The sequence below is a fragment of the Bacillus niameyensis genome, assembly GCF_001375535.1.
In the GTDB taxonomy this organism is placed as follows: Bacteria; Bacillota; Bacilli; order Bacillales; family Bacillaceae_C; genus Lederbergia; species Lederbergia niameyensis.
On sequence record NZ_LN831197.1, the window covers coordinates 733,015 to 753,842 of the forward strand.

The 20,828-nt window shown below is 36.0% G+C and carries 22 protein-coding genes; 16 read left to right on the top strand and 6 right to left on the bottom strand.

What is annotated here, in order from left to right:
• Positions 1–1,242, top strand: coding sequence for a 2-oxoglutarate dehydrogenase complex dihydrolipoyllysine-residue succinyltransferase (odhB, locus tag BN1243_RS03620; protein WP_062104890.1), 1,242 nt, complete (start codon positions 1–3; stop codon positions 1,240–1,242).
• 120 nt (positions 1,243–1,362) lie between these two features.
• On the opposite strand, the gene sda is transcribed toward odhB, so the two are convergent.
• Positions 1,363–1,485: a sporulation histidine kinase inhibitor Sda gene (sda, locus tag BN1243_RS03625; protein WP_062104891.1), complete on the bottom strand. Its 123-nt coding sequence runs from the start codon at positions 1,483–1,485 to the stop codon at positions 1,363–1,365.
• 565 nt (positions 1,486–2,050) lie between these two features.
• Between sda and BN1243_RS03630 the strand changes: the two genes are divergently transcribed.
• The 3 genes from BN1243_RS03630 (at position 2,051) to BN1243_RS03640 (ending at position 5,674) form a co-directional block, all read left to right on the top strand.
• The gene (locus tag BN1243_RS03630) at positions 2,051–2,521 is read left to right on the top strand and encodes a Rok-like winged helix domain-containing protein (RefSeq protein ID WP_062104892.1); all 471 of its coding nucleotides are present in this window, start codon (positions 2,051–2,053) and stop codon (positions 2,519–2,521) included.
• A 347-nt stretch (positions 2,522–2,868) separates the two neighbouring features.
• Positions 2,869–3,741, top strand: a complete 873-nt coding sequence (locus tag BN1243_RS03635) for an ATP-binding protein (RefSeq protein ID WP_062104893.1) — start codon at positions 2,869–2,871, stop codon at positions 3,739–3,741.
• Positions 3,742–3,751: 10 nt separating this feature from the next.
• A complete protein-coding gene (locus tag BN1243_RS03640) occupies positions 3,752–5,674 on the top strand; it encodes a vWA domain-containing protein (protein ID WP_062104894.1) in 1,923 nt (640 codons plus the stop codon).
• A gap of 48 nt (positions 5,675–5,722) precedes the next feature.
• On the opposite strand, the gene BN1243_RS03645 is transcribed toward BN1243_RS03640, so the two are convergent.
• Both BN1243_RS03645 and BN1243_RS03650 read right to left on the bottom strand, forming a co-directional pair.
• Entirely contained in the window at positions 5,723–6,481 is a 759-nt protein-coding gene (locus BN1243_RS03645) for a TPM domain-containing protein (protein ID WP_062104895.1), read from the bottom strand.
• On the bottom strand, positions 6,478–7,059 hold the full coding sequence (locus tag BN1243_RS03650) for a LemA family protein (protein WP_062104896.1): 582 nt from the start codon (positions 7,057–7,059) through the stop codon (positions 6,478–6,480). The genes BN1243_RS03645 and BN1243_RS03650 overlap by 4 nt, the downstream gene beginning before the upstream one ends.
• Before the next feature lie 165 nt (positions 7,060–7,224).
• Here BN1243_RS03650 and BN1243_RS03655 point away from each other — a divergent pair, with 165 nt between their 5' ends.
• Both BN1243_RS03655 and mobB read left to right on the top strand, forming a co-directional pair.
• A complete protein-coding gene (locus BN1243_RS03655; protein WP_062104897.1) occupies positions 7,225–8,514 on the top strand; it encodes a molybdopterin molybdotransferase MoeA in 1,290 nt (429 codons plus the stop codon).
• Entirely contained in the window at positions 8,484–8,978 is a 495-nt protein-coding gene (gene mobB, locus BN1243_RS03660; protein ID WP_062104898.1) for a molybdopterin-guanine dinucleotide biosynthesis protein B, read from the top strand. The genes BN1243_RS03655 and mobB overlap by 31 nt, the downstream gene beginning before the upstream one ends.
• A gap of 59 nt (positions 8,979–9,037) precedes the next feature.
• Here mobB and BN1243_RS03665 read toward each other — a convergent pair whose 3' ends face one another.
• From BN1243_RS03665 to BN1243_RS03675, 3 genes are all read right to left on the bottom strand, one after another.
• Complete coding sequence (locus BN1243_RS03665) at positions 9,038–9,574, bottom strand: Gx transporter family protein (protein ID WP_062110378.1); 537 nt, start codon at positions 9,572–9,574, stop codon at positions 9,038–9,040.
• A gap of 24 nt (positions 9,575–9,598) precedes the next feature.
• On the bottom strand, positions 9,599–10,018 hold the full coding sequence (locus tag BN1243_RS03670; RefSeq protein ID WP_062104899.1) for a NusG domain II-containing protein: 420 nt from the start codon (positions 10,016–10,018) through the stop codon (positions 9,599–9,601).
• Between the two features lie 99 nt (positions 10,019–10,117).
• Positions 10,118–11,983, bottom strand: coding sequence for an FAD-dependent oxidoreductase (locus BN1243_RS03675; RefSeq protein ID WP_062104900.1), 1,866 nt, complete (start codon positions 11,981–11,983; stop codon positions 10,118–10,120).
• 226 nt (positions 11,984–12,209) lie between these two features.
• Here BN1243_RS03675 and pplA point away from each other — a divergent pair, with 226 nt between their 5' ends.
• The 10 genes from pplA (at position 12,210) to BN1243_RS03725 (ending at position 20,743) form a co-directional block, all read left to right on the top strand.
• Positions 12,210–13,127 carry an extracellular electron transfer flavoprotein PplA gene (gene pplA / locus BN1243_RS03680; protein ID WP_062104901.1) on the top strand — a complete coding sequence of 306 codons (918 nt, stop codon included), beginning with the start codon at positions 12,210–12,212 and terminating at the stop codon, positions 13,125–13,127.
• 141 nt (positions 13,128–13,268) lie between these two features.
• Positions 13,269–14,324 carry an FAD:protein FMN transferase gene (locus tag BN1243_RS03685; RefSeq protein WP_062104902.1) on the top strand — a complete coding sequence of 352 codons (1,056 nt, stop codon included), beginning with the start codon at positions 13,269–13,271 and terminating at the stop codon, positions 14,322–14,324.
• A 26-nt stretch (positions 14,325–14,350) separates the two neighbouring features.
• Positions 14,351–15,292: a 1,4-dihydroxy-2-naphthoate polyprenyltransferase gene (gene menA, locus BN1243_RS03690; protein WP_062104903.1), complete on the top strand. Its 942-nt coding sequence runs from the start codon at positions 14,351–14,353 to the stop codon at positions 15,290–15,292.
• 14 nt (positions 15,293–15,306) lie between these two features.
• Complete coding sequence (locus tag BN1243_RS03695) at positions 15,307–16,119, top strand: energy-coupling factor transporter ATPase (protein ID WP_062104904.1); 813 nt, start codon at positions 15,307–15,309, stop codon at positions 16,117–16,119.
• Positions 16,110–16,967: an energy-coupling factor transporter ATPase gene (locus BN1243_RS03700; protein WP_062104905.1), complete on the top strand. Its 858-nt coding sequence runs from the start codon at positions 16,110–16,112 to the stop codon at positions 16,965–16,967. Before BN1243_RS03695 ends, BN1243_RS03700 begins: the two co-directional genes overlap by 10 nt.
• Positions 16,964–17,764, top strand: coding sequence for an energy-coupling factor transporter transmembrane component T family protein (locus tag BN1243_RS03705; RefSeq protein WP_062104906.1), 801 nt, complete (start codon positions 16,964–16,966; stop codon positions 17,762–17,764). Before BN1243_RS03700 ends, BN1243_RS03705 begins: the two co-directional genes overlap by 4 nt.
• Before the next feature lie 468 nt (positions 17,765–18,232).
• Positions 18,233–19,201, top strand: coding sequence for an oxygen-dependent tRNA uridine(34) hydroxylase TrhO (gene trhO, locus BN1243_RS03710; RefSeq protein WP_062104907.1), 969 nt, complete (start codon positions 18,233–18,235; stop codon positions 19,199–19,201).
• 162 nt (positions 19,202–19,363) lie between these two features.
• Positions 19,364–19,567 carry a DUF1657 domain-containing protein gene (locus tag BN1243_RS03715; RefSeq protein WP_062104908.1) on the top strand — a complete coding sequence of 68 codons (204 nt, stop codon included), beginning with the start codon at positions 19,364–19,366 and terminating at the stop codon, positions 19,565–19,567.
• 76 nt (positions 19,568–19,643) lie between these two features.
• Positions 19,644–19,850, top strand: coding sequence for a DUF1657 domain-containing protein (locus tag BN1243_RS03720; protein WP_062104909.1), 207 nt, complete (start codon positions 19,644–19,646; stop codon positions 19,848–19,850).
• 17 nt (positions 19,851–19,867) lie between these two features.
• Positions 19,868–20,743 (top strand): DUF421 domain-containing protein, encoded by an 876-nt coding sequence (locus BN1243_RS03725; protein ID WP_062104910.1) that lies wholly within the window; start codon positions 19,868–19,870, stop codon positions 20,741–20,743.
• The last annotated feature ends 85 nt before the right edge of the window (positions 20,744–20,828 follow it).

Sequence of the window (20,828 nt, forward strand, 5' to 3'; positions counted from 1 at the left end):
GTGGCTGAAATAAAAGTACCTGAATTAGCAGAATCGATTACGGAAGGTACGATTGCACAATGGTTGAAACAACCCGGTGATCATGTAGAAAAAGGCGAATATATCGTCGAACTAGAAACGGATAAAGTGAATCTAGAAGTTATTTCTGAAGAATCTGGAATTGTAAAGGAATTAAAAGCTGCGGAGGGTGATACGGTTCAAGTTGGAGAAGTGATCGCCATTGTGGAAGCTGGTGATGGTGCACCTGCAGTTGAAGCAGAAACGGTGAATAAAGTCGACGAACATGCTGTCAAACAAGAAGACAGTGCAGAAACAACTTCTGATGCTAATGAGGATAAGCTTGATCGTACAATTGCTTCACCTGCAGCACGTAAACTCGCGAGGGAAAAAGGGATCGATTTATCTGAAGTACCAACTGTTGACCCTCTTGGCCGTGTAAGGAAGCAAGATGTTGCATCTTATTCTAATCAACCTAAACAGGAAACTGTTTCAGCTCCAGCTGCGCAAGTGCAAAAATCGGTCCCTACACCTGAAAATGGCAAACCAGTTGAACGGGTTCGGTTATCAAGACGCCGTCAAACAATTGCAAAAAGGCTAGTGGAAGTTCAACAAAATGCTGCTATGTTAACAACGTTTAACGAAATTGATATGACAGCAGTAATGAATCTTCGCAAACGTAAAAAGGATAAATTCTTTGAAGAACATGATGTTCGCCTTGGATTTATGTCATTTTTCACTAAAGCAGTTGTAGCAGCTTTGAGGAAATTTCCTGCTGTAAATTCAGAACTGCAAGGTGACGAATTAGTATTGAAAAAATTCTATGACATCGGCGTGGCTGTTTCAACAGATGAAGGTTTAGTCGTTCCTGTAATCCGCGATTGCGATCGCAAAAACTTTGCCGAGATCGAATCAGATATCCTTGCAGTTGCTAAAAAAGCAAGAGATAATAAATTATCCCTCAATGATTTGCAAGGTGGAACATTTACTATAACCAACGGAGGAGTATTTGGCTCCTTATTGTCTACCCCAATACTGAATGGTACACAGGTTGGTATTTTAGGAATGCACACTATTCAAACAAGACCTGTTGCAATTGATGCTGAAAGAATGGAAAATCGTCCAATGATGTATGTTGCTTTGTCTTACGACCATCGGGTTATTGATGGTAAAGAAGCTGTTGGTTTCCTTGTTACAGTTAAAAAATTGCTTGAGAATCCGGAAGATCTTTTATTAGAAGGTTGATAAGAAGATTTTTCACTAAATGTGACCACTTCCTTTAAAGTGGTCACATTTTTTTGAATCGAAAAAACGTACTCTCACATAAAGAGTACGCTTTCTTCTCGTATACTATTAAGTTTAATCCTACAGTTTCAAGCCCCGTTTTCTAATTTCCAATTTTAATAATTCAATCCACTCACGCTCATGATTATTTTTTTTCGCGTCACGATAGGCAGCAACCAGCATTTCATTACTCATAATCTTCATAGCTAGTAAAAACCTCCTCATGAAAGTTGGATTAATTTTTATCTATAATTATTCTACAGGTTTAAAAAGAAAAAAGAAAGCATTAAAATGGATTTACACATTATTTTAAACGTTCCTTTTAATAAATGAATTCTGAATATCATTGTTTATAATAAGCAATTAAAGAGCAGCAACTGTATTGAATGAATGTATAAATAATTTGAAGTGGACTAGAATCAGCATGTAACGTCAGTCCTTAGCCAAGCTGCAGAGCAAGCAGCTGCTATTGCGATTCAAAATAAAATAATCGTTCAGAATGTTGATTATGAAGTTTTAAAGCAGCAACTGTTAAAAGATAACTGAGTACTAAGCTGAAAATACTCATTAACAGAAATTTAACTGTCTACTTTTGACCGCAAAGGAGACTGTTTTTTTATATAAATTGCAATAATTTTAAAAAGAAATTATTATACGAAAAAGGTGCTTGCCTTTTACTATATTTAAATTCATAATAGTGTATAATCACTAATTATTTGACAAACTTTGCTAGATTTGTTAAAGAGGTTGTTGGAAGGAGGGAGTATCGGTGTTTAATGAGAGAATGGCGTTGAAAATGAGGTTAGAGGATTTAAAGGGTGCGGAGGAAAAAATACTAGCAGAAATTCGAGCGGAACGATCCTTTGTTATTAATAGATTAAGAGAACTGGATGAACAAGAAAAATATGAAAAGTCACGAGATTTTAAAACTAAAAATACAGATGCACTTGATTGCTCGATCCATATCCCTACTCCTCCTCGAACTAGGAAAGGTCGTCCATCAAGACGAAGTAAGACTTCTAAGATGAGAGAAACTACGATTAATATTTTAAAAGAACAAACGACACCAATTCGTGCAAAAGATTTACAAAAGGAAATAGAAGACAGTACTGGTTTTCAAATAGCGAATATGACTACTTTTATGAATACTATTCAAAAAACAGATGAATATATTATAAAAGTAGGCCGTGGATTATATATTTATCAGCACCAACAAGCAAATATTCTGACTGAAAAATAAGTTGGATTTCAAACTAGGGCGGACTCATCTTTCGTTTTCTGTTTCCTCATATTAAAGTAACGGGAGAGACTATTTGTTCATTAATAGAATAATTTTTTGATTCCTTAGCTTGCTTAATAGCAAGCTTTTTATTTTTATCCCGCATTAACTGGCTGTAAGACCCCCACTTAAAGAATTCGAGGAGAATCCAAGAATTGTAGTGGGGGATCAACAGCCAGTAAAAGCCCGATTGGTTCAACTAACAATCAGTGGGGGATGAGGAAAACCCCCACTGATTGAAGTTTCACTTTATAAGAAGTTTTGTTAAAATAGTATTTATGCACATTAGATTAGAGAGGAATTCAGTCATGAATAATCCAGTTTTACCGAAAGAAATTATAAAAATTATCGAAGATAGACGTTCGTTGTTTTCAACCAACCATGAATTCATGAAGCAGGGAGGATTTTTAGCTGCTGACGATCAACTATTACAAGATGCGTTAATCGCTTTGGCTCTTGGAAAAAATCTCTTGCTTAAAGGTCCAACTGGATCAGGTAAAACAAAACTAGCTGAAACATTAGCACATTTTTTTGGACAACCTATGCATAGCATAAATTGCTCGGTTGATATCGATTCGGAAGCTTTATTAGGATTCAAGACAATTGGTTATGAAGATGGTATGAATCAAATTGAGTTCATACCAGGGCCAGTAGTGAATGCGATGAACAAGGGGCACCTATTATATATAGATGAAATTAATATGGCTAAACCCGAAACATTACCAATTTTAAACAGTGTTTTAGATTATAGAAGGACAGTTTTCAATCCATTTACTGGAAATGTTGAGACAGCAGTACATGGTTTTGGTGTCATAGCAGCCATAAACGAAGGATATGTAGGAACTGTTCCTTTAAATGAGGCATTAAAAAATCGCTTTGTTGTGATGGAAGTTCCGTATGTCCAAGGTGATGTATTAAGAAGGGTATTAGAAAATGAAAGTATTTTAAAGGACGAAAGATTGATTGATAAATTTGTTACTTTATCTGCTGATTTACTAACTCAAGTAAGAAATGGACAGATTCCTGAGGAGGCTGCATCTATCCGTGCCTTAATTGATACGTGTGATTTGGCATCATTCATTCCTCCATTAAGAGCTATCCAAAGAGGGATCACAGATAAGCTTGAAGAGGAAAGAGAAAAGGCAGCTATTATGAATATTGCTGCAACCTTATTTGAATGAGGTGTAAATAATGTATCGATTCATCGATTTCAATGATGAAAAAATTGATTCACTGCTTGTAATGGAATTATCCGATTTAACGAAAACATTGACAAAAAATCCAGAAATTGATACAGAAGTACGTGTTCATTCCTATATAAGTAGGACCGAAAAGAAACTTTATGTAAGCCACTTTTGGAATCATCGTGAAGAAGATATTACTCGTGCTGGGATGAAAAGCGATGTTTATCTTAGAGCACTAGGTAATGTTAGTTATACGAATTACGAAGAGGTAGAACAATATGCTCGTTGGGCAGAAAAATCTCAAATCCCTCGTTTTGCGAAACAGTTATTCGTGCTAGCAGAAGACTTAAGAATAGAGGAGCTTTGCAAAAAAGCCAGGCCTGGAATGAAAAAAGAATTTCAGGTTAGAAGAAATGTCTACTACCAATTTTTTCAGACACAATTAAAAGTTAATTTGGAAAAGAGCTTATTCACGGATTGCTTTTATAATTTAGCCTATTTGATCATGAATGCTCAAACACCTTTATATGATTTACCAGAAATTCATACTCAATTTGAGATGACCACACCCCGTTTCCAAACTAATTTGGAAGCCATTTTTGAAGCGAAAAATACGAGGGACATTGTAACTGTATGTAAATCTATTGTTTTACTTTTAGAGAATGAGGTAAAAAGGGATATGGTCAATGATTACTTTCACTTTCACAATGATCAAGTGACTTATTCCTACAATGGTGAAAAGTACCAGGATTTATTAAGAAAAGACCCTCTTGCTAACGATGATGAATTTAGTGAAGATCCTAATGGAGATGAAGAGTTTTTTAAGGAAGAAATGAAAACTTGGCATCGAGAAACTAGTGAGATGGGCAAAACATTTTTACAATTTGATCTTGATCAAGGAACAAAAAGTAAATTTTTAGCAAATGATGCCAGGGAAGGGGAACCAGGAGATCAATCACTTGCGATTGTTAAGGGATCTGCAGGTAAAAGTAGTTACAAAGATTATTCACCCTTAGATGAAATAGGCGAAAAAAATAAAGGCAGTGCAAAAGGGAACGAGCCGTACGGTAAGGAAAACCAATTTGCAGAAGCTCTTTTCTTAAAAAATGATCAAGTCGATTTGGAACAAAGAACCAAATATCAAAATTATAAAAATGATGTTATTCTCTATCAAAAGAAATTAAAAAAGATGATAGATCTTACTCTTGAACATAAAAAGCAAACAACCCGCTCCAATCTACCATTTGGACGACTAGATAAAAGATTAGTTCGATTTTTTACTGATGAACAGCCTAGGTTATTTTATAAAAAGAATGAGGATTCAAAGGAAATTGATGCAGTATTTAGCATGTTAGTAGATTGTTCAGCTTCCATGCAAGAAATTATGGAAGAAACTAAAAAGGGAATTATTTTATTTCATGAAGCATTGAAATCTGTCCGTGTCCCTCATGAAATAACAGGGTTTTGGGAAGATGCAAACGATGCAACTGAAGATAGTCAGCCTAATTATTTTCGCCAAGTCGTCACTTTTGCTACTTCTTTAAATCGGGAAGTGGGACCGGAAATTATGCAATTAAAGGCCGAAGAAGATAATCGGGATGGTTTTGCAATTCGTGTTATTGGGGAAAGATTATTTACAAGAACAGAAAAACAAAAATATTTAATTGTCTTTTCCGACGGAGAACCCGCCGCATTTGGATATGATCAAAATGGAATATTAGATACTCATTTAGCCGTAGTAGAAGCTCGTAAGAAAGGGATAGAAGTTATTAATATATTTCTAGCAAAAGATGGGGTGGGGGAAGAACAAAGAAAGGTTTTTACAAATATCTATGGACCTTATAGTTTAATTGCTCCTTCCATCGAAGTTTTACCGGACATATTGTTTCCTTTGCTCAAAAAATTATTATTTAAATCGATTCATATGTAATAGGCTGCATAATGCAGCCTACACATCCTATTAGGCGTGGAGCCTTTTTCACCAACTTCTCCCCGCACCTCCACCGCCAGCAGAACCTCCACCGCCACTGCGCGGGCCACCGTTTCCACTGCCACGGAAGCGTAATAACGTACCAAGCACTCGTAGTAAAGAAAGAGAAAGGGCACCACCCAAAAACCTAAAATCAAGAAAAATTACACTTAGCAAAACAAAGGTAATGATAAGAATAGTTAAAAGTGACGGCCCTCCGCGTTCATAACCATATTCATACCCCTTTGCATCGACTTGCTTTTTCAATTGATATTCATTCGCTACTTCATTAAATAACTGTTTATATGTATTCGTAATCGCCCCAGCAAGATCATCTTTTTCTAAATAAGGAAGAGCGTATGTATCTAATATTCTTCCGACTTTTCCATCTGGAAGCTGACCTTCAAGCCCGTATCCAACCTCGATATAGATTTTGCGATCCTGTAGGGCAAGCAATAACAATACTCCGTTATTTTTTTTCTTATCGCCAAGTTCATATTTACGAAATGCATCAACGGCATACTCCTCTACTGGAATACCTTCAAGAGAGGGGATAGTTAAAAGCGCAATTTGTGCTCCGACTTGATCGTCAAGATAAGTAGCAATTTCTACCAATTCTTGTTTTTCATTCTGTGACAAAATTCCAGAAAAATCTTGCACATATATTGAACCAGTAGGATCAGGCACTTCTGCAGCGTTTACCTGATTAAAAGACAACGGTGAAATCAGTATCACAATGAAAAACAGTAGAAATTGCAATTTTTTCATCCATTTCCATTCCCTTCAAAATCAACCTTCGGGGCTTCTCCTGCTTTTGGGTCTGCCTGAAAGTATTCTTTCTCATCAAATCCAAAGATACCTGCAGTAATTCTGCCCGGAAACCGTTTAACCTTTTTATTATAATTCTGTACTTCTTCGTTGTAATCCTTCCTTGCAATCGCAATCCGATTTTCAGTTCCAGATAATTCATCCATTAATTGCGTGAATTGCTGATCCGCTTTTAAGTCTGGATAATTCTCGGAAATGACAAGCAGCCTACTTAATGCGCTTGATAACTCAGCATCCGCATCAGCAAGTTCCTCTGGTGAACGAGCACCGATTAAACGTGATCTTGCATTAGCAATATCTTCCATTATATCTTTTTCATGACTCGCATACCCTTTAACCGTATTTACTAAATTAGGAATTAAATCCATTCTCCGTTGTAGCTGGTTTTCAATTTGTGCATATTGTTGATTTACATTTTCTTCAGCGCTAACAAAGCCATTATAACTACCAATCAATGGAAAGAGAATGATTACGATGATAGCTATGATAATGCTAATTAATACACCTTTCTTTTTCACGTTAATCACTCCTAAATTTTGACAAAATCCGATTTCAAGTCATACTGTCATATTAGAATATTTTCTAGACAGGGGCAAAGATTTACTTCCATTTCTCTATCTTTCCTCATTTTTCGAAAATAATGATACACTAAGAGATGAATGAACGAAGAAGGAGGTTATACAATGGTAGATCGGAGAAAACCTATTTGGGTAAAAGATGCTATTGATCAGATTATGACATACAAAAAGCGCGGGTTAGTAGAACAAATACCAATTGACAACTGTGATGACCGATTTCTAGGAGAACCCCTAAAAGCTGATCACGATGTACCGCCATTCGATCGCTCACCTTATGATGGTTTTGCTTTAAGAGCAGAAGATACAAAATCAGCTTCAAGAGAGACCCCACTTACCTTCCAAGTTATCGATGAGATTGGTGCTGGATCTGTAAGTAAACATAAAGTTGGCTCAATGGAAACGATTCGAATCATGACAGGGGCCCAAATACCGGATGGTGCAGATAGTGTAATTATGCTTGAGCTAGTTCAGGAAGAGGATAGTAAAGATAGTACATATATAACTATAAAGCGCCCATTATCTACTGGAGATAATATATCTTTTCAAGGAGAAGATGCAAAAAAAGGCACACCATTAATTGATAGAGGTGCTCGCATCAATCCAGGTATTAAGGCTTTACTTGCGACATTCGGCTATAGTCAAGTTAGCTGTTCAAAACCGCCACTAATAGGTGTAATAGCTACAGGCAGTGAACTATTAAACCCTGAAGACAAACTTGTACCAGGTAAAATTCGCAACAGTAATGGCTATATGATTGAATCGCAAATAAGGAGAGCTGGAGGAGAATATAAACGTTACGGTGCCGTTTCGGATCGCCTAGAAGACCTACTTCAGATTGTGCAAAAGGCAATGGATGAATGTGATATAGTGATCACAACAGGCGGAGTGTCTGTCGGTGATTTTGATTATCTTCCAGAAATCTATAAACGTATTGGAGCCAAACTACTATTTAATAAAATCGCTATGAGACCTGGAAGTGTAACTAGCTGTGCTGCAAAAGATGACAAACTTTTATTTGGTTTATCAGGAAACCCATCAGCCTGTTACGTAGGCTTTGAGTTATTCGTTCGCCCCTATGTCCGATATTGGCTTTATTCAGATAAACCTTTTATAAAACATATAAAAGGGAACTTAAAACAGGATTTTTCAAAACCTAATCCATTTACAAGATTTATTCGCAGTCAATTGATTTATGATGATGGAAAGGTATATGCTAAACCAGTTGGCCTTGATAAATCAGGAGTAGTTACTTCACTTGCATGGGCTAATTGCTTAATTGTCCTTCCGGGGGGAACTAGAGGATATAAGATGGATGATCCCATTGATATTTTATTACTAGAAGATCAGCTAGGAAGTGATGTGCCATGGATGGAATCAAAGTTTTCCAAGTTGTAGGTTATCAAAATAGTGGTAAAACTACACTAATGGAAAAACTGATTGCATACGGCACGAGTAAAAGTTTTCGCATCGGCACGATCAAACACCATGGTCATGGGGGAGCCCCCGATAAAAATCGGGTCGCTAAAGATAGTGACCGCCATAGGGAAGCCGGAGCAAAGTTTGCATGTGTAGAAGGTGGAGGGATCCTACATTTAGAAGCACAACAGGGTTCCTGGAGTCTAGATGAAATTATAAGCTTGTACAAGCAGTTCGAGCTGGACCTTGTGCTAGTAGAGGGATATAAACAAGCACAATATCCGAAAATCATTATGATCCGTGAACCCGAAGATCTAGAATTAGTCCGTGAATTAACAAATATTCATTCCATAATTTCCTGGTTTCCAATCGAACAACCCGATAATTATCAAACATTTTCTATTGATGAGCTAGATCGATTTGTTGAGGAATTTTTTACATAAAAAAGCTCAAGCGATGTCCTAACATATTCGAGATAAGCCAGGAATTTTGCTTCTTGGGCTTATCTCGAATACATTTCCTGAATGTCTTTGTAATAATGCAATTTTTCCACATGATTTAATAGATAATTAGCAAAAATTCCAATCGCAATTCCGGATAATAGACCAATAAAAGATAAGACAGGTAGGTAAAGCATAACTGTAAAAGTCTGGGCAATCCAACTAGCTACTAATAATTGACCAACGTTATGAAGGATAGCACCCGTAACACTAACTCCAATTAAACTAATCCTTTTAGGTCCGAGTTTTTTCACACTCCACATGCCTATAAAACTAATAATAGCACCAGAGGCACTATACATAAAAGTCGATATTGTACCACCTAATAATGTTGCTAAAACTAGTCGGATAGTAATAACTTTAACGGTATCTTTTGTTGAAAGAGTATATAACGCCATGCAAGTAATAATATTGGCTAAGCCTAATTTTGCACCTGGTGCGATAGCAAAGGGAAAGGGGATTGCTCTTTCCAGTAAACTAATAATAACAGCCTGAGCAGCTAATAAAGCGATATAAACAAGACGTTGGTTTTTTGTCATTTTCATCCCTACTTCCGGTTTATATCATGAGCTAATAATGATATCATCCGTTGACGACTCATCGATTGTCTTTATTTCGATCACTAACTTATGTGGTAAACAAACAATAGTCTGCCCTGGTTTCGATATAGCACGTGTTCTAACACAAACTTGATCTTGGCAATTTGCACTCTTAATGTGAATCTGTTCATCAACTACTTCAAGAGTGTTTATATCTGGGTCGTGCTCAGATATATCAAAAACTTGAGTTCCTATATTTCCAGTTAAAACAATTTCTTTAACGACTTTATTATCTACTGTAATTACAGCAACTTTGACAGAATTAGGGCTAGCTTTCAAAGATTGTTGGTAGCTAAAAAAAGCTAAAGGAAAAAAGGAGAGGAGAATAAGAATAACGATCACAAATATATCCCACCGCTTAATTAATCTAAAAAATTCTTTCATTTTAGTTCCTCCCATTTTGTTCCTTTATAAAAGAAAGCGAAGGGAAGAGACTTCCTATCGCTTTCTTTCATTAAAATAAAGTGATACTTTGATTCCAGTCTATTTATCTTTGTAAACGGACTGTTCCTTACCATACCACCAATGACCTAATTTGTTTTGGATATAAGGCACAACCCAGTAATCTAAACCAAGAGTACGACCAGATCCATTCATTAGTGCGATTGAAGCTGGTAGAGCCCAAAACTTATCCCAGCCTAGCATTGCACTAAATGTAAACATTAAAAGGAAACCTGCACTTGCAAAGTTAGCTAACCAAGTGAATAATCCAAAAATAATTGCAAGACCAATCGCAAGTTCAATGAAAACCATCATCTTTTGCATGAATATCGCCATATCTGGAGTTGGCAACATAATCTTCATGATCCATTCGAACCATCCAGGCATATGACTTAAAATCGGTGTTGCCCAATCACCACTCGCTGCTTCACTTGCACCACTTGTAGCAGTTTGTAGCCATTCGAACGGCATGTTAACAGATGTACCTTTTAACCATGAATCATCACCAATGCCTTTAAATAATTTAGACAAAGAAGAGAAACTAGAGGTTGCTTCTGCCCATGTTTCTTCTCCCCAAAGCTTTGCACATGCTTCCTCAATCCAAAACCAACCAACGATTAAGCGTAGAGGAAAGCTCCAAAGAACATTACCATACCTTGTTGACGTATTCCTAAATATATTCCTTTTATCTTTAGTATGGAAAAATTCATGATTAATATATTGGAACATATAATAGCCGCTTCTAATACCGAAGAAATAATACAAATTGACCATATGCTTCATAAAGTTAGCAAACCAACCACTTAACCTAATTCCACTTAAGTTCGCGACACCATATCTGGCACCAATTGAAACCATATTCCCATGGTATTTACCTTTATAAGGTTCTTTTTCCCCGCCATTTATTTCAGAAATTATACTTTTAGCCGCTGTCATTGCTGTCTGCTCAGCAGCTTCAACAATTTGAGGAGTTGGTTTTCCTTCATTTTCTTCGAAGTAGGCTAAATCGCCAACAACATAAACATCTTTTAACCCTTCAGCTTCCATATACTTATTAACCTTTAAACGCCCTGCATGGCCAGTAGACATGCCATAATCTTTCGTTTCGGAATTGGCTTGTACTCCAGCTGTCCAGATAAGTGTATGAGTTAAAATTTCTTCTCCTGATTTAAGTTTGATAGATTCAGCTTTCACCTCAGTAATGGGGGAACTTTTAAGAATCTTTACACCCTTTTTCGTTAAATAGTTCTCAGCTTTATCTGCACTTTTACGATCAATCGTATTTAATATGGTAGGGGCAGCTTCAATGACGTACAAAGTTATTTCATCTTCATCTAATTTATTCACCTTAGCTAGTCGCTGTTTCCATTCCACTAACTCGCCAACCATTTCAATTCCTGTAAAACCCGATCCGCAAACGGTGAATGTGAGCATCGCTCTACGAGTAGATTCATCTCGGATCGTTGCAGCCTTTTGAACGGTTTTTTCAATATGTTCTCGTAATTTAACAGCATCTTCCCAGGACCATAGTGTAAATGCATGGTCTTTCACACCAGGTGTACCAAAATCATTCGGTTCGGCACCCATTCCAAGAATAAGATAATCATACGGATAAGAACCGTGTTTCGTTGTTACGAGTTTAGCTTCATGATCTACGTAAGTCACATCATCCGTAACTAGATTAATCTTTGTTCGGTTAAACAAACGTCGTAAATCATATTGGATGGCATCTGGCTCAACACGATGGGCAGCAACCTCATGTAATTCTGTCATCATTGTATGGTAAGAGTGCCGATCAATAAGAGTGATGCTTACAGAATCGACTTTTTTATATTGTTTTGCCAATTTCTTTGCCGCATGAACACCAGCATAACCAGCACCAATAATGACAATATTCTTTTTATCCATGTTATTCACTCCTTTAGCTCACATTGTGAAATGGTGAGCATTTTTAATTAGTAAGTATGTGAAGCTTTTAACTTTCGGTTCCATTGTATAGCTATTTTGTTTTTTTGTCTACATATTTTTGTGAAATAAATCACAATATTTTTGTAGACAGTTTTTATAGACGATGCTACAATGTGAATGTATACAAGTGAATTAATTCACAAACTTTAAGAAGAGGGTGGAAAAATTGAAAATCAACAGAACCACAAAAATCTTGACCGTAGTAGCTTCACTTTCCCTATTACTTGGTGCGTGTGGAAACAGTGATAACAACGACGGCAACAACAATGATAACGGCGGAAAAGGAGCAACTGAAAATACACAACAAACAGAAGTGAAAATTACTGCCGGTGCCGAGATGCAGGATGGGACTTATACATTAAACGAAAAAGATTTTGATGATAATGGTTGGAAAACTACATTCGAAATGATCGTCAAAGACGGCAAAATAACTGAATCAAACTATAATTACGTGAATGAAGATGGAAATTTAAAGTCTGAGGATGAAGGATATCAAAAAGCAATGTCCGATAAAGTGGGGACTGGTCCAAAAGATTTTATTCCACAATTAAATGATGGCTTAGTTGCCTCACAAAATGCAGATCAAGTTGAAGTAGTTAGTGGCGCTAGTCATTCTTCTGAAGCATTTAAAAACTATGCACAGCAATTAATCCAGGCTGCTCAGAAAGGGGACACTACTACAATCGAAATCGATAATATGGCTCCTTTAAAAGACGGTGTTTATTCTCTAGAAGAAAAAAATATTGGGTCAACTGGTTGGAAAACATTTATCAATATGACTGTTGCAGGTGGTAAGATTACAACAGTTGACTACAACTATTTAAATGCCGATGGTGATCTAAAAACAGAAGATGAAGGCTATCAAGAAACAATGAAAGAAAAATCTGGAGTAGGCCCTCAAGACTTTGTTCCTGCTTTAAGTGCGGCACTAATTGAAAAACAAAATCCAGCTGATGTTGAAGTTGTAAGTGGTGCAACTCATTCTAGTCATACATTCAAACTATATACAGCTCAACTAGTTAATGCAGCACAAAAAGGGGATACAAGTAAGATTATCATTGATAATTTTGTTTATGAAGACTAAATAACTGAGTTTTTGTGCTTGGGGCCGTTCCATTTATCCTTCACTTTTAATATATCGATACTCTCATAATGACATGATATCGGTAGGGCTTAGTGAACTTGGATGGAATTGCCCCATTTCTTATAAGAAAGGTTGAATAGTATGAAAAAAGTTAGTACACCTTTTCTTTTATTATGCATTTTAGTTTTACTTACAGGCTGTTGGAAGTCTGGAGAACCTAAAGCGTCTTCTAATCTAGCAACGAGTCCTTACAAAAGAACAGAATTTCTGATGGGAACCGTAGTAACCGTAAAGATATATGATAAAGACAAAGAAAGTGTTTTAACTCCAGTATTCGAACGGATCCAAATACTAGCAAATCAAATAACTGTAAATGAAAAGGATTCAGTTATTGCTGATGTGAATGCGAATGCTGGCGTACGTCCTGTTGCAGTATCAGAAGATATATTCGAACTAATCAAGGCAGGTCAATCCTATAGTGGCTTAACGAAAGGTGCATTTGATATTTCTGTTGGACCATTAACTTCCCTGTGGCACATTGGGTTTCCTGATGCAAGGAAACCGGAACAAGCGGAAATTGATGCTGCCTTAGAAAAAATAGACTATAAGCAAGTGGAGTTAAACGATAAAAATCATACTATTTTTCTTAAACAAAAAGGAATGCAATTAGACTTAGGGGCTATTGCTAAAGGATTTATTACTGATGAAGTAGTGAAAGTTTTGAAAGCACATAACGTACAATCGGCCATTGTTGACTTAGGTGGGAATATTTTCGTTCTTGGGAAAAATCCAACAAATGAAAACTGGACTGTAGGCATTCAAAATCCATTTTTACCGCGAGGAGAAATAATTGGAAAATTACCAGAATCGAATCATTCAATTGTTACTTCTGGAATTTATGAACGTTATTTAGAAGTGGGGCAAATCAAATATCACCATCTTTTAAACCCTAAGGATGGCTATCCATTTAATAATGACATTGCCGGTGTGTCAGTTATTTCAAAGAAATCTATTGATGGAGATGCTTTATCTACATCAATATTTTCCAAGGGAATTAAGGAAGGATTAGATTTTGTCGAGGAGTTAGATAATGTTGAAGCAATTTTTATTAGTACGGATAAAAAAGTATTCATCACATCTGGCCTAAAAAACAGCTTCGAATTAACTAGTACCGATTTTGAATCAGCTAACTTTTAACGTCCGCCAAGAAGGAGGAGTGGGTTATGTCACTTCGTACATTTTTTAAACTAGTAGAAATTCAAACAAAAATCGCCAGTGTTTTTCCCTTTATGGTTGGTATTTTATTTGTAATATATAAATTTGGGACTTTTAAACCTATCAATACAGTCATCTTTTTTTGCTCCATGTTAATTTTTGATTTAACTACAACAGCCATCAATAATTATATGGATTATCGAAAAGCCACCACTGAAACATACAGAAAAAAGAAAAATATTATTGGGCAAAAGGAAATACCAGAGAAATTAGTCATCTCACTGATTTTCGCTCTATTAATCATCGCTTCATCTTTGGGAATTATACTCGTTATTAAGACAAATATAATCGTTTTATTTATCGGCATTCTTTGTTTTGCCATTGGTATCTTTTATACTTTCGGCCCTTTGCCTATTTCAAGGCTCCCTTTAGGTGAAGTGTTTTCCGGAGTTACGATGGGATTTGGAATTATCTTTTTAACTGTTTATGTAAATGCATTTGACAAGGGCATCATAGATATTTTTTGGACCGGACAACTAATTGAGCTACACGCAAATTATTATGTATTACTTGAAATATTATGGGTGTCCTTACCATGTGTGTTTACAATTGCTAACGTTATGCTAGCCAATAATATCTGTGATCTAGAAGAAGATATTTCCAATCATCGCTATACATTGCCCTATTATATAGGAAGAAAAAAGGCTATTAAACTATTTGATATTCTCTATGCAGCAACATTTCTCGCGATCATCACAGCGGTGATATACAATGTTTTGCCTATCATTATATTACTCTCACTATTTGTCATGATTCCAGTTTACAAACATTGTCGTCAATTTAATGGAAAGCAAGTCAAATCTGAAACATTTGTATTATCCGTTAAAAATTTAATCCTAGTAAACGGCTCGATTGTCACTATGTTTGTCATTTCTCTTCTAATTTTATAGAAAGGTAAAGTGCCATGATAAAGCCTATTTTAGCAATAAATAACTTATCCTTTCAATATGATAAGCGGTCTAATCATAAGAACATAGATAATATTTCATTGGCTGTTGCTGAGGGCCAATGGATAGCCGTCATTGGGCAAAATGGTTCTGGAAAATCGACTCTAGCCAGAATAATAGTAGGTTTGTTAGAACCTCAGACAGGACAGATATTCGTAGAGGGTATCGAAATAAATGAAGCAACCAAATGGAAACTTCGTCAAAAAATAGGGATTGTTTTTCAAAATCCTGATAACCAATTTATAGGTACAACTGTTCAAGATGACATTGCATTTAGTTTAGAAAATATAAATATGCCTTATAAAGAGATGGTAAAAAGAGTAGATTGGGCATTGGAATTAACTGGAATGGGCCCATTTCGACACCATGATCCTTCTCGTTTATCTGGTGGACAAAAACAACGAGTCGCGATAGCTAGTATATTAGCTTTGAAACCATCTATTATTGTATTAGATGAAGCATTTGTCATGCTTGATCCCAAAAGCAGAGAATCATTAATTTCTACATTATTATCTCTCAGAAAAACGGAGAATATTTCTATTATTTCCATTACACATGATATGAATGAAGCAACTGCAGCTGATCATATATTACGAATGAAAAATGGGCGAATTATTAAAAGTGGGACCCCGAAAGAGATTTTACAAGAGGATGATGAGCTAGCCGCTCCTATTGGAGAACAACTTAGAAGAACCTTAAAAAAACGAGGATATCAAGTACCGGATTCCTACATGACGGAAGATGGGATGGTGAAGTGGTTATGGAAATAGCCTTTCAAAACGTGTCCGCTGATTATCAGTTAGGACCGATCAGAAGCTCGTTAGTACTTAACTCAGTTGATTTAGAAATAATGACCGGTTCATTTACAGCTATAGTTGGTCATACAGGGGCAGGGAAATCCAGTCTATTAAGAGCTATGAATGGCTTACTAGTTCCACGTGAAGGTAAAGTGAAGATTGGGGAGTTTTTGATTGAGCCATTGATTAATAAATTCACTTTAACCAATGTTAGAAAACGTGTAGGTATGGTCTTTCAATTCCCTGAAGCACAACTATTTGCTGAAACAGTTGAAAAAGATATTTGCTTTGGGCCACTTAATTTCGGGTTAACTATTGACGAAGCGAAACAAAGAGCCTTTCAAGTCCTTAAGCAAGTTGGATTGGAGCCTGACATTCTACAAAAATCTCCGTTTTCTTTATCAGGCGGACAAAAAAGGCGAGTAGCGATTGCTGGGGTTTTAGCTATGGAGCCGGATGTTTTAGTTTTAGATGAACCTGGTGCTGGTCTAGACTCGACTGGAAAAAGGGAAATTTTGAGCTTAATTGCTTCTTGGAATAAGGAACGCAATCTAACAACCGTATTAGTGACACATGATATGGATGATGTAGCACTTTATGCAGACAAGGTAATCGTAATGGAAAAGGGTAAAGTTGTCATGCATGAAGAAACGAGAAAATTATTCGGGAATACAGAACAACTGGAGAAATGGCATCTAAATGTTCCAGAAGCACGTAGACTTCAATTAAAAATTGAAAAAAAGACTGGAGTGCTGCTGCCTCAAATATGTTTGACAGTTGATGAACTAGCAGATGCTTTAATAAAGGTTGGATTAATATGAATAAACTCATTTTAGGACGCTATTTCCCCGGTGATTCTTGTTTACATCGGCTTGATCCAAGATCTAAATTGCTTGCGGGTATATCCTTTATTTTCATCCTTTTTCTTGGGAATAATTGGATGACTTATGCGTTACTATGGATATTTACTTTTTTCGTTATATATATATCACAAGTCAAGCTTCGTGTATATGTTCGTGGAGTAAGACCATTAATATGGCTCATTTTATTTACTGTTTTCTTACAAATTTTATTTACTGCAGGAGGAACGATTTATTTTGAATGGGGACTGATTACGATTTCACAATTTGGTCTAGTCAATGGGGGATATATTTTTTGTCGATTCGTCATGATTATTTTTATATCTACAGTGATCACTTTAACAACGAAACCAATTGATTTAACCGATGGATTAAATTCACTTATGCGTCCTTTGCGGTTCTTTAAAATACCAGTAGATGAAATATCACTTATGCTGTCAATCTCTCTTCGCTTTATACCGAATTTACTCGATGAAACTCAGAAAGTGATGGATGCACAACGAGCAAGAGGCACCGAGTTTGGAAAAGGCTCACTGTTTCAACAAATGAAAACATTAGTTCCAATTTTTCTTCCTTTATTTGTTAGTTCCTTAAATCGAGCCGAAGAGATGGCAGATGTTATGGAAGTTCGCGGTTACGATTCTAGAGCAGCAAGATCCAGCTTCCGTAAGTTAAAATGGCAATTGTCTGATACTATGGCCATAATAGTGATGATTCTTTTAACGATCGGATTGTATTTATTAAGATCAAATAGCTAAATAAAGCGAACTGTCAATTAGTCAAGTATTATCGCAAGTGTTACCACTGCAAGGAATGCTGAAGGATTGTACATTGTAAATGAAGAGTAGACTTTCAAGCCAGTTAACTTTGCTAATATAATAGAAATACCAGCATCTAATATATTATTAGGAAATAAAAAATTTCTAATGACATAGTCATCAACACCGCGTAGCGAGGATTGTTCTCCAAAGAATTTCCCTTTTGGTTAACTGTCGATTGTCAAAACTTTAAATATATGAAAGAAAAAATCGATTTTTATTTGGAAAAAGATGATGAATACGCCTTTACTTACCATTTACGGATATAGTAAGTGCTTGCTTTTTTACTTAGCTATCGTTAAAATAACTTCTTGTAAGAGTAAAGTGTATATACATTCGGATAACCGAATCTAATCCTCCTAAACACGTTTATATCTTGCAAATATAAGACGATAGGTGGTATTTTTCATGTGTAAAAATCCAAAATATCAAGTACTATTGTACTACCAGTATGTAGAAATTGATGATCCCGAAACATTTGCTAAAAGACATTTGAAATTTTGTAAAAGCCTTGATTTAAAAGGGCGGATCCTTGTTGCGAATGAAGGCATCAATGGAACAGTTTCGGGTACTCATGAACAAACAGAAACTTACATGAATGAAATGAAGAAAGATCCCCGTTTTGAAACGATGGTGTTTAAAATTGATGAGGCTGACAAACACTCCTTCAAAAAAATGCATGTACGCCATCGGCAAGAACTTGTCACACTTCGACTTGAAGATGATGTTAATCCAAATGAATTAACTGGAAAACATCTAAGTCCAAAAGAGTTTTATCAAGCTTTACGAGATGAAAATACTGTAGTACTAGATGCTCGGAATGATTATGAGTATGACCTTGGACATTTCAGAGGAGCCATTCGTCCAGATATTCAGGCCTTTCGTGATTTACCTGATTGGGTTCGAGAAAATAAGGATAAATTAGCTGGGAAGAAAATTTTAACTTATTGTACAGGTGGAATCCGGTGCGAGAAATTCTCAGGTTGGCTTTTAAAAGAAGGATTTGAAGATGTTAGTCAATTGCATGGCGGTATTGTCACATACGGAAAAGATCCACAAGTTCAAGGCGAATTATGGGATGGGCAGTGTTACGTGTTTGACGAAAGAATAGCAGTTCCTGTAAACAGAAAGGAACATGTTATCGTTGGTCGCGATTATTTTGATGGTACTCCATGTGAACGTTATGTGAATTGTGCAAACCCTGAATGTAATAAACAAATACTTTGTTCAGAGGAAAATGAGCATAAATTTATGAGAAGTTGTACAGATGAATGTCGCGTTCATCCTAGAAATCTTTATGTTAAAGAGCAAAATCTTACTGAAGAAGATGTACAAGCGCGCATAGCAAAGCTTGAAGAAGAATTTGCTCACCAATAAAATTCTAAGCCAGTATCCTTAAAAGGTACTGGCTTTATTTATTCCACGATATCTCCTCAAAATTCCTTAACCTACTATCCATTTTTTTCTACTTATAAAACATAATTTATATCACAAAATAGAAACGTTCTTACGAGAACAAATAGGAGGAGGTTGTTAATTTTGACTGTGATCACAAAAGTTCAACAAACACTTACAGGATTAAAGACAGCACAGGCTAGTTTTGAAGGGTTCGCCCTTGATACTGATAACCAACAAGCTAAACAGCTATACAAGACCTGCGCTCAACAAACTCAAGCGATCATAGATCAGCTTCAACCCCGAGTTCAAGAAATAATGCAAGAAGAACCTCAATATAACCAATAAAATTTCTGTTAGTAAAAAGGAAAGCGGAGTGGTGAGTTTTTGCTGCTCTGCTCCTCTTAAATATTTGGAGGTTATGATGACTGTTTATTCAAAGGTAAAGGGTACATTGGCTACTACTAAAACGATTCAAGCAGAATTCAGCCGTTTTGCTCAATTGGCAACAGATCAAGAAACGCAAAAAATTTTTCACGAGTGTATGGAAGAGATGGATGCTATTATTCAGGATTTACATCGCCGAGTAGAATTTATGAAAGCGGAAGAGCAGCAATATAAAAATTCATAAAAGGAGGAACTTTGTGGATGGATATTCCTAATTGGCTTGAAGTCATTCTTCGTTCCATCATGATGGTCGTTGCATTATTTTTTATGACGAAATTATTAGGGAAAAAACAATTAGCACATTTGTCCTTCTATGAATATGTTGCTGGAATTACCATTGGTAGTATTGCTGCTGAAGTTTCAACAGGAGTAGAAAGTAGTTTTATAAACGGGATATATAGCCTGCTAATTTGGACAGCAATTCCTTTTGTGATAGGGCTCATAGGACTTAAAAATAAAAAAATACGGGACTTTGTTGAGGGTACATCGACAGTGATCATTAAGGACGGAAAAATTCAAGAAGAAAACTTAATGAAAGAGCAATATTCAATTGATGAATTATTACAAATGCTTAGAAAGAAAAATGCTTTTCAAGTAGCGGATGTTGAATTCGCATTGTTAGAACCGAATGGAGAATTAAATGTCTTATTAAAAAAAGATAAACAACCAATTACACCATCCGACCTAACAATGGAAGTTGCCCCAGATAAAGTCCCTGAAACTGTTATTATGGAAGGTAAGATAATTGATAAAGGCTTGGCTAATAGCGGATTATCAAGAGCTTGGCTAGATGCTGAATTAGAAAAATTAAATATTGCACTTGATAATGTTTTTTTAGGACAAGTGAACTCTTTTGGAGAACTAACTGTCGATATTTACGACGACAAGATTCAAATGCCTAGCGCCAAACCACGACAAAGTGTACTTACCGCGTTAAAAAAATGTCAGGCAGATTTGGAATCGTATTCACTTGATACTGATTCAGCAGAAGCAAAACAGATGTATAAGAAAAATGCCGAAAAACTTTTATCCATAATAAAAAAATCGGAACATTTACTAACTCAAAAATATCCCTGAGCCAATCGAGGTATTTTATTCTCCGTACATACTTATATTTGAATTTTGCTAACTTTCACATGGGCATTTGGTTTATTTCACTTAT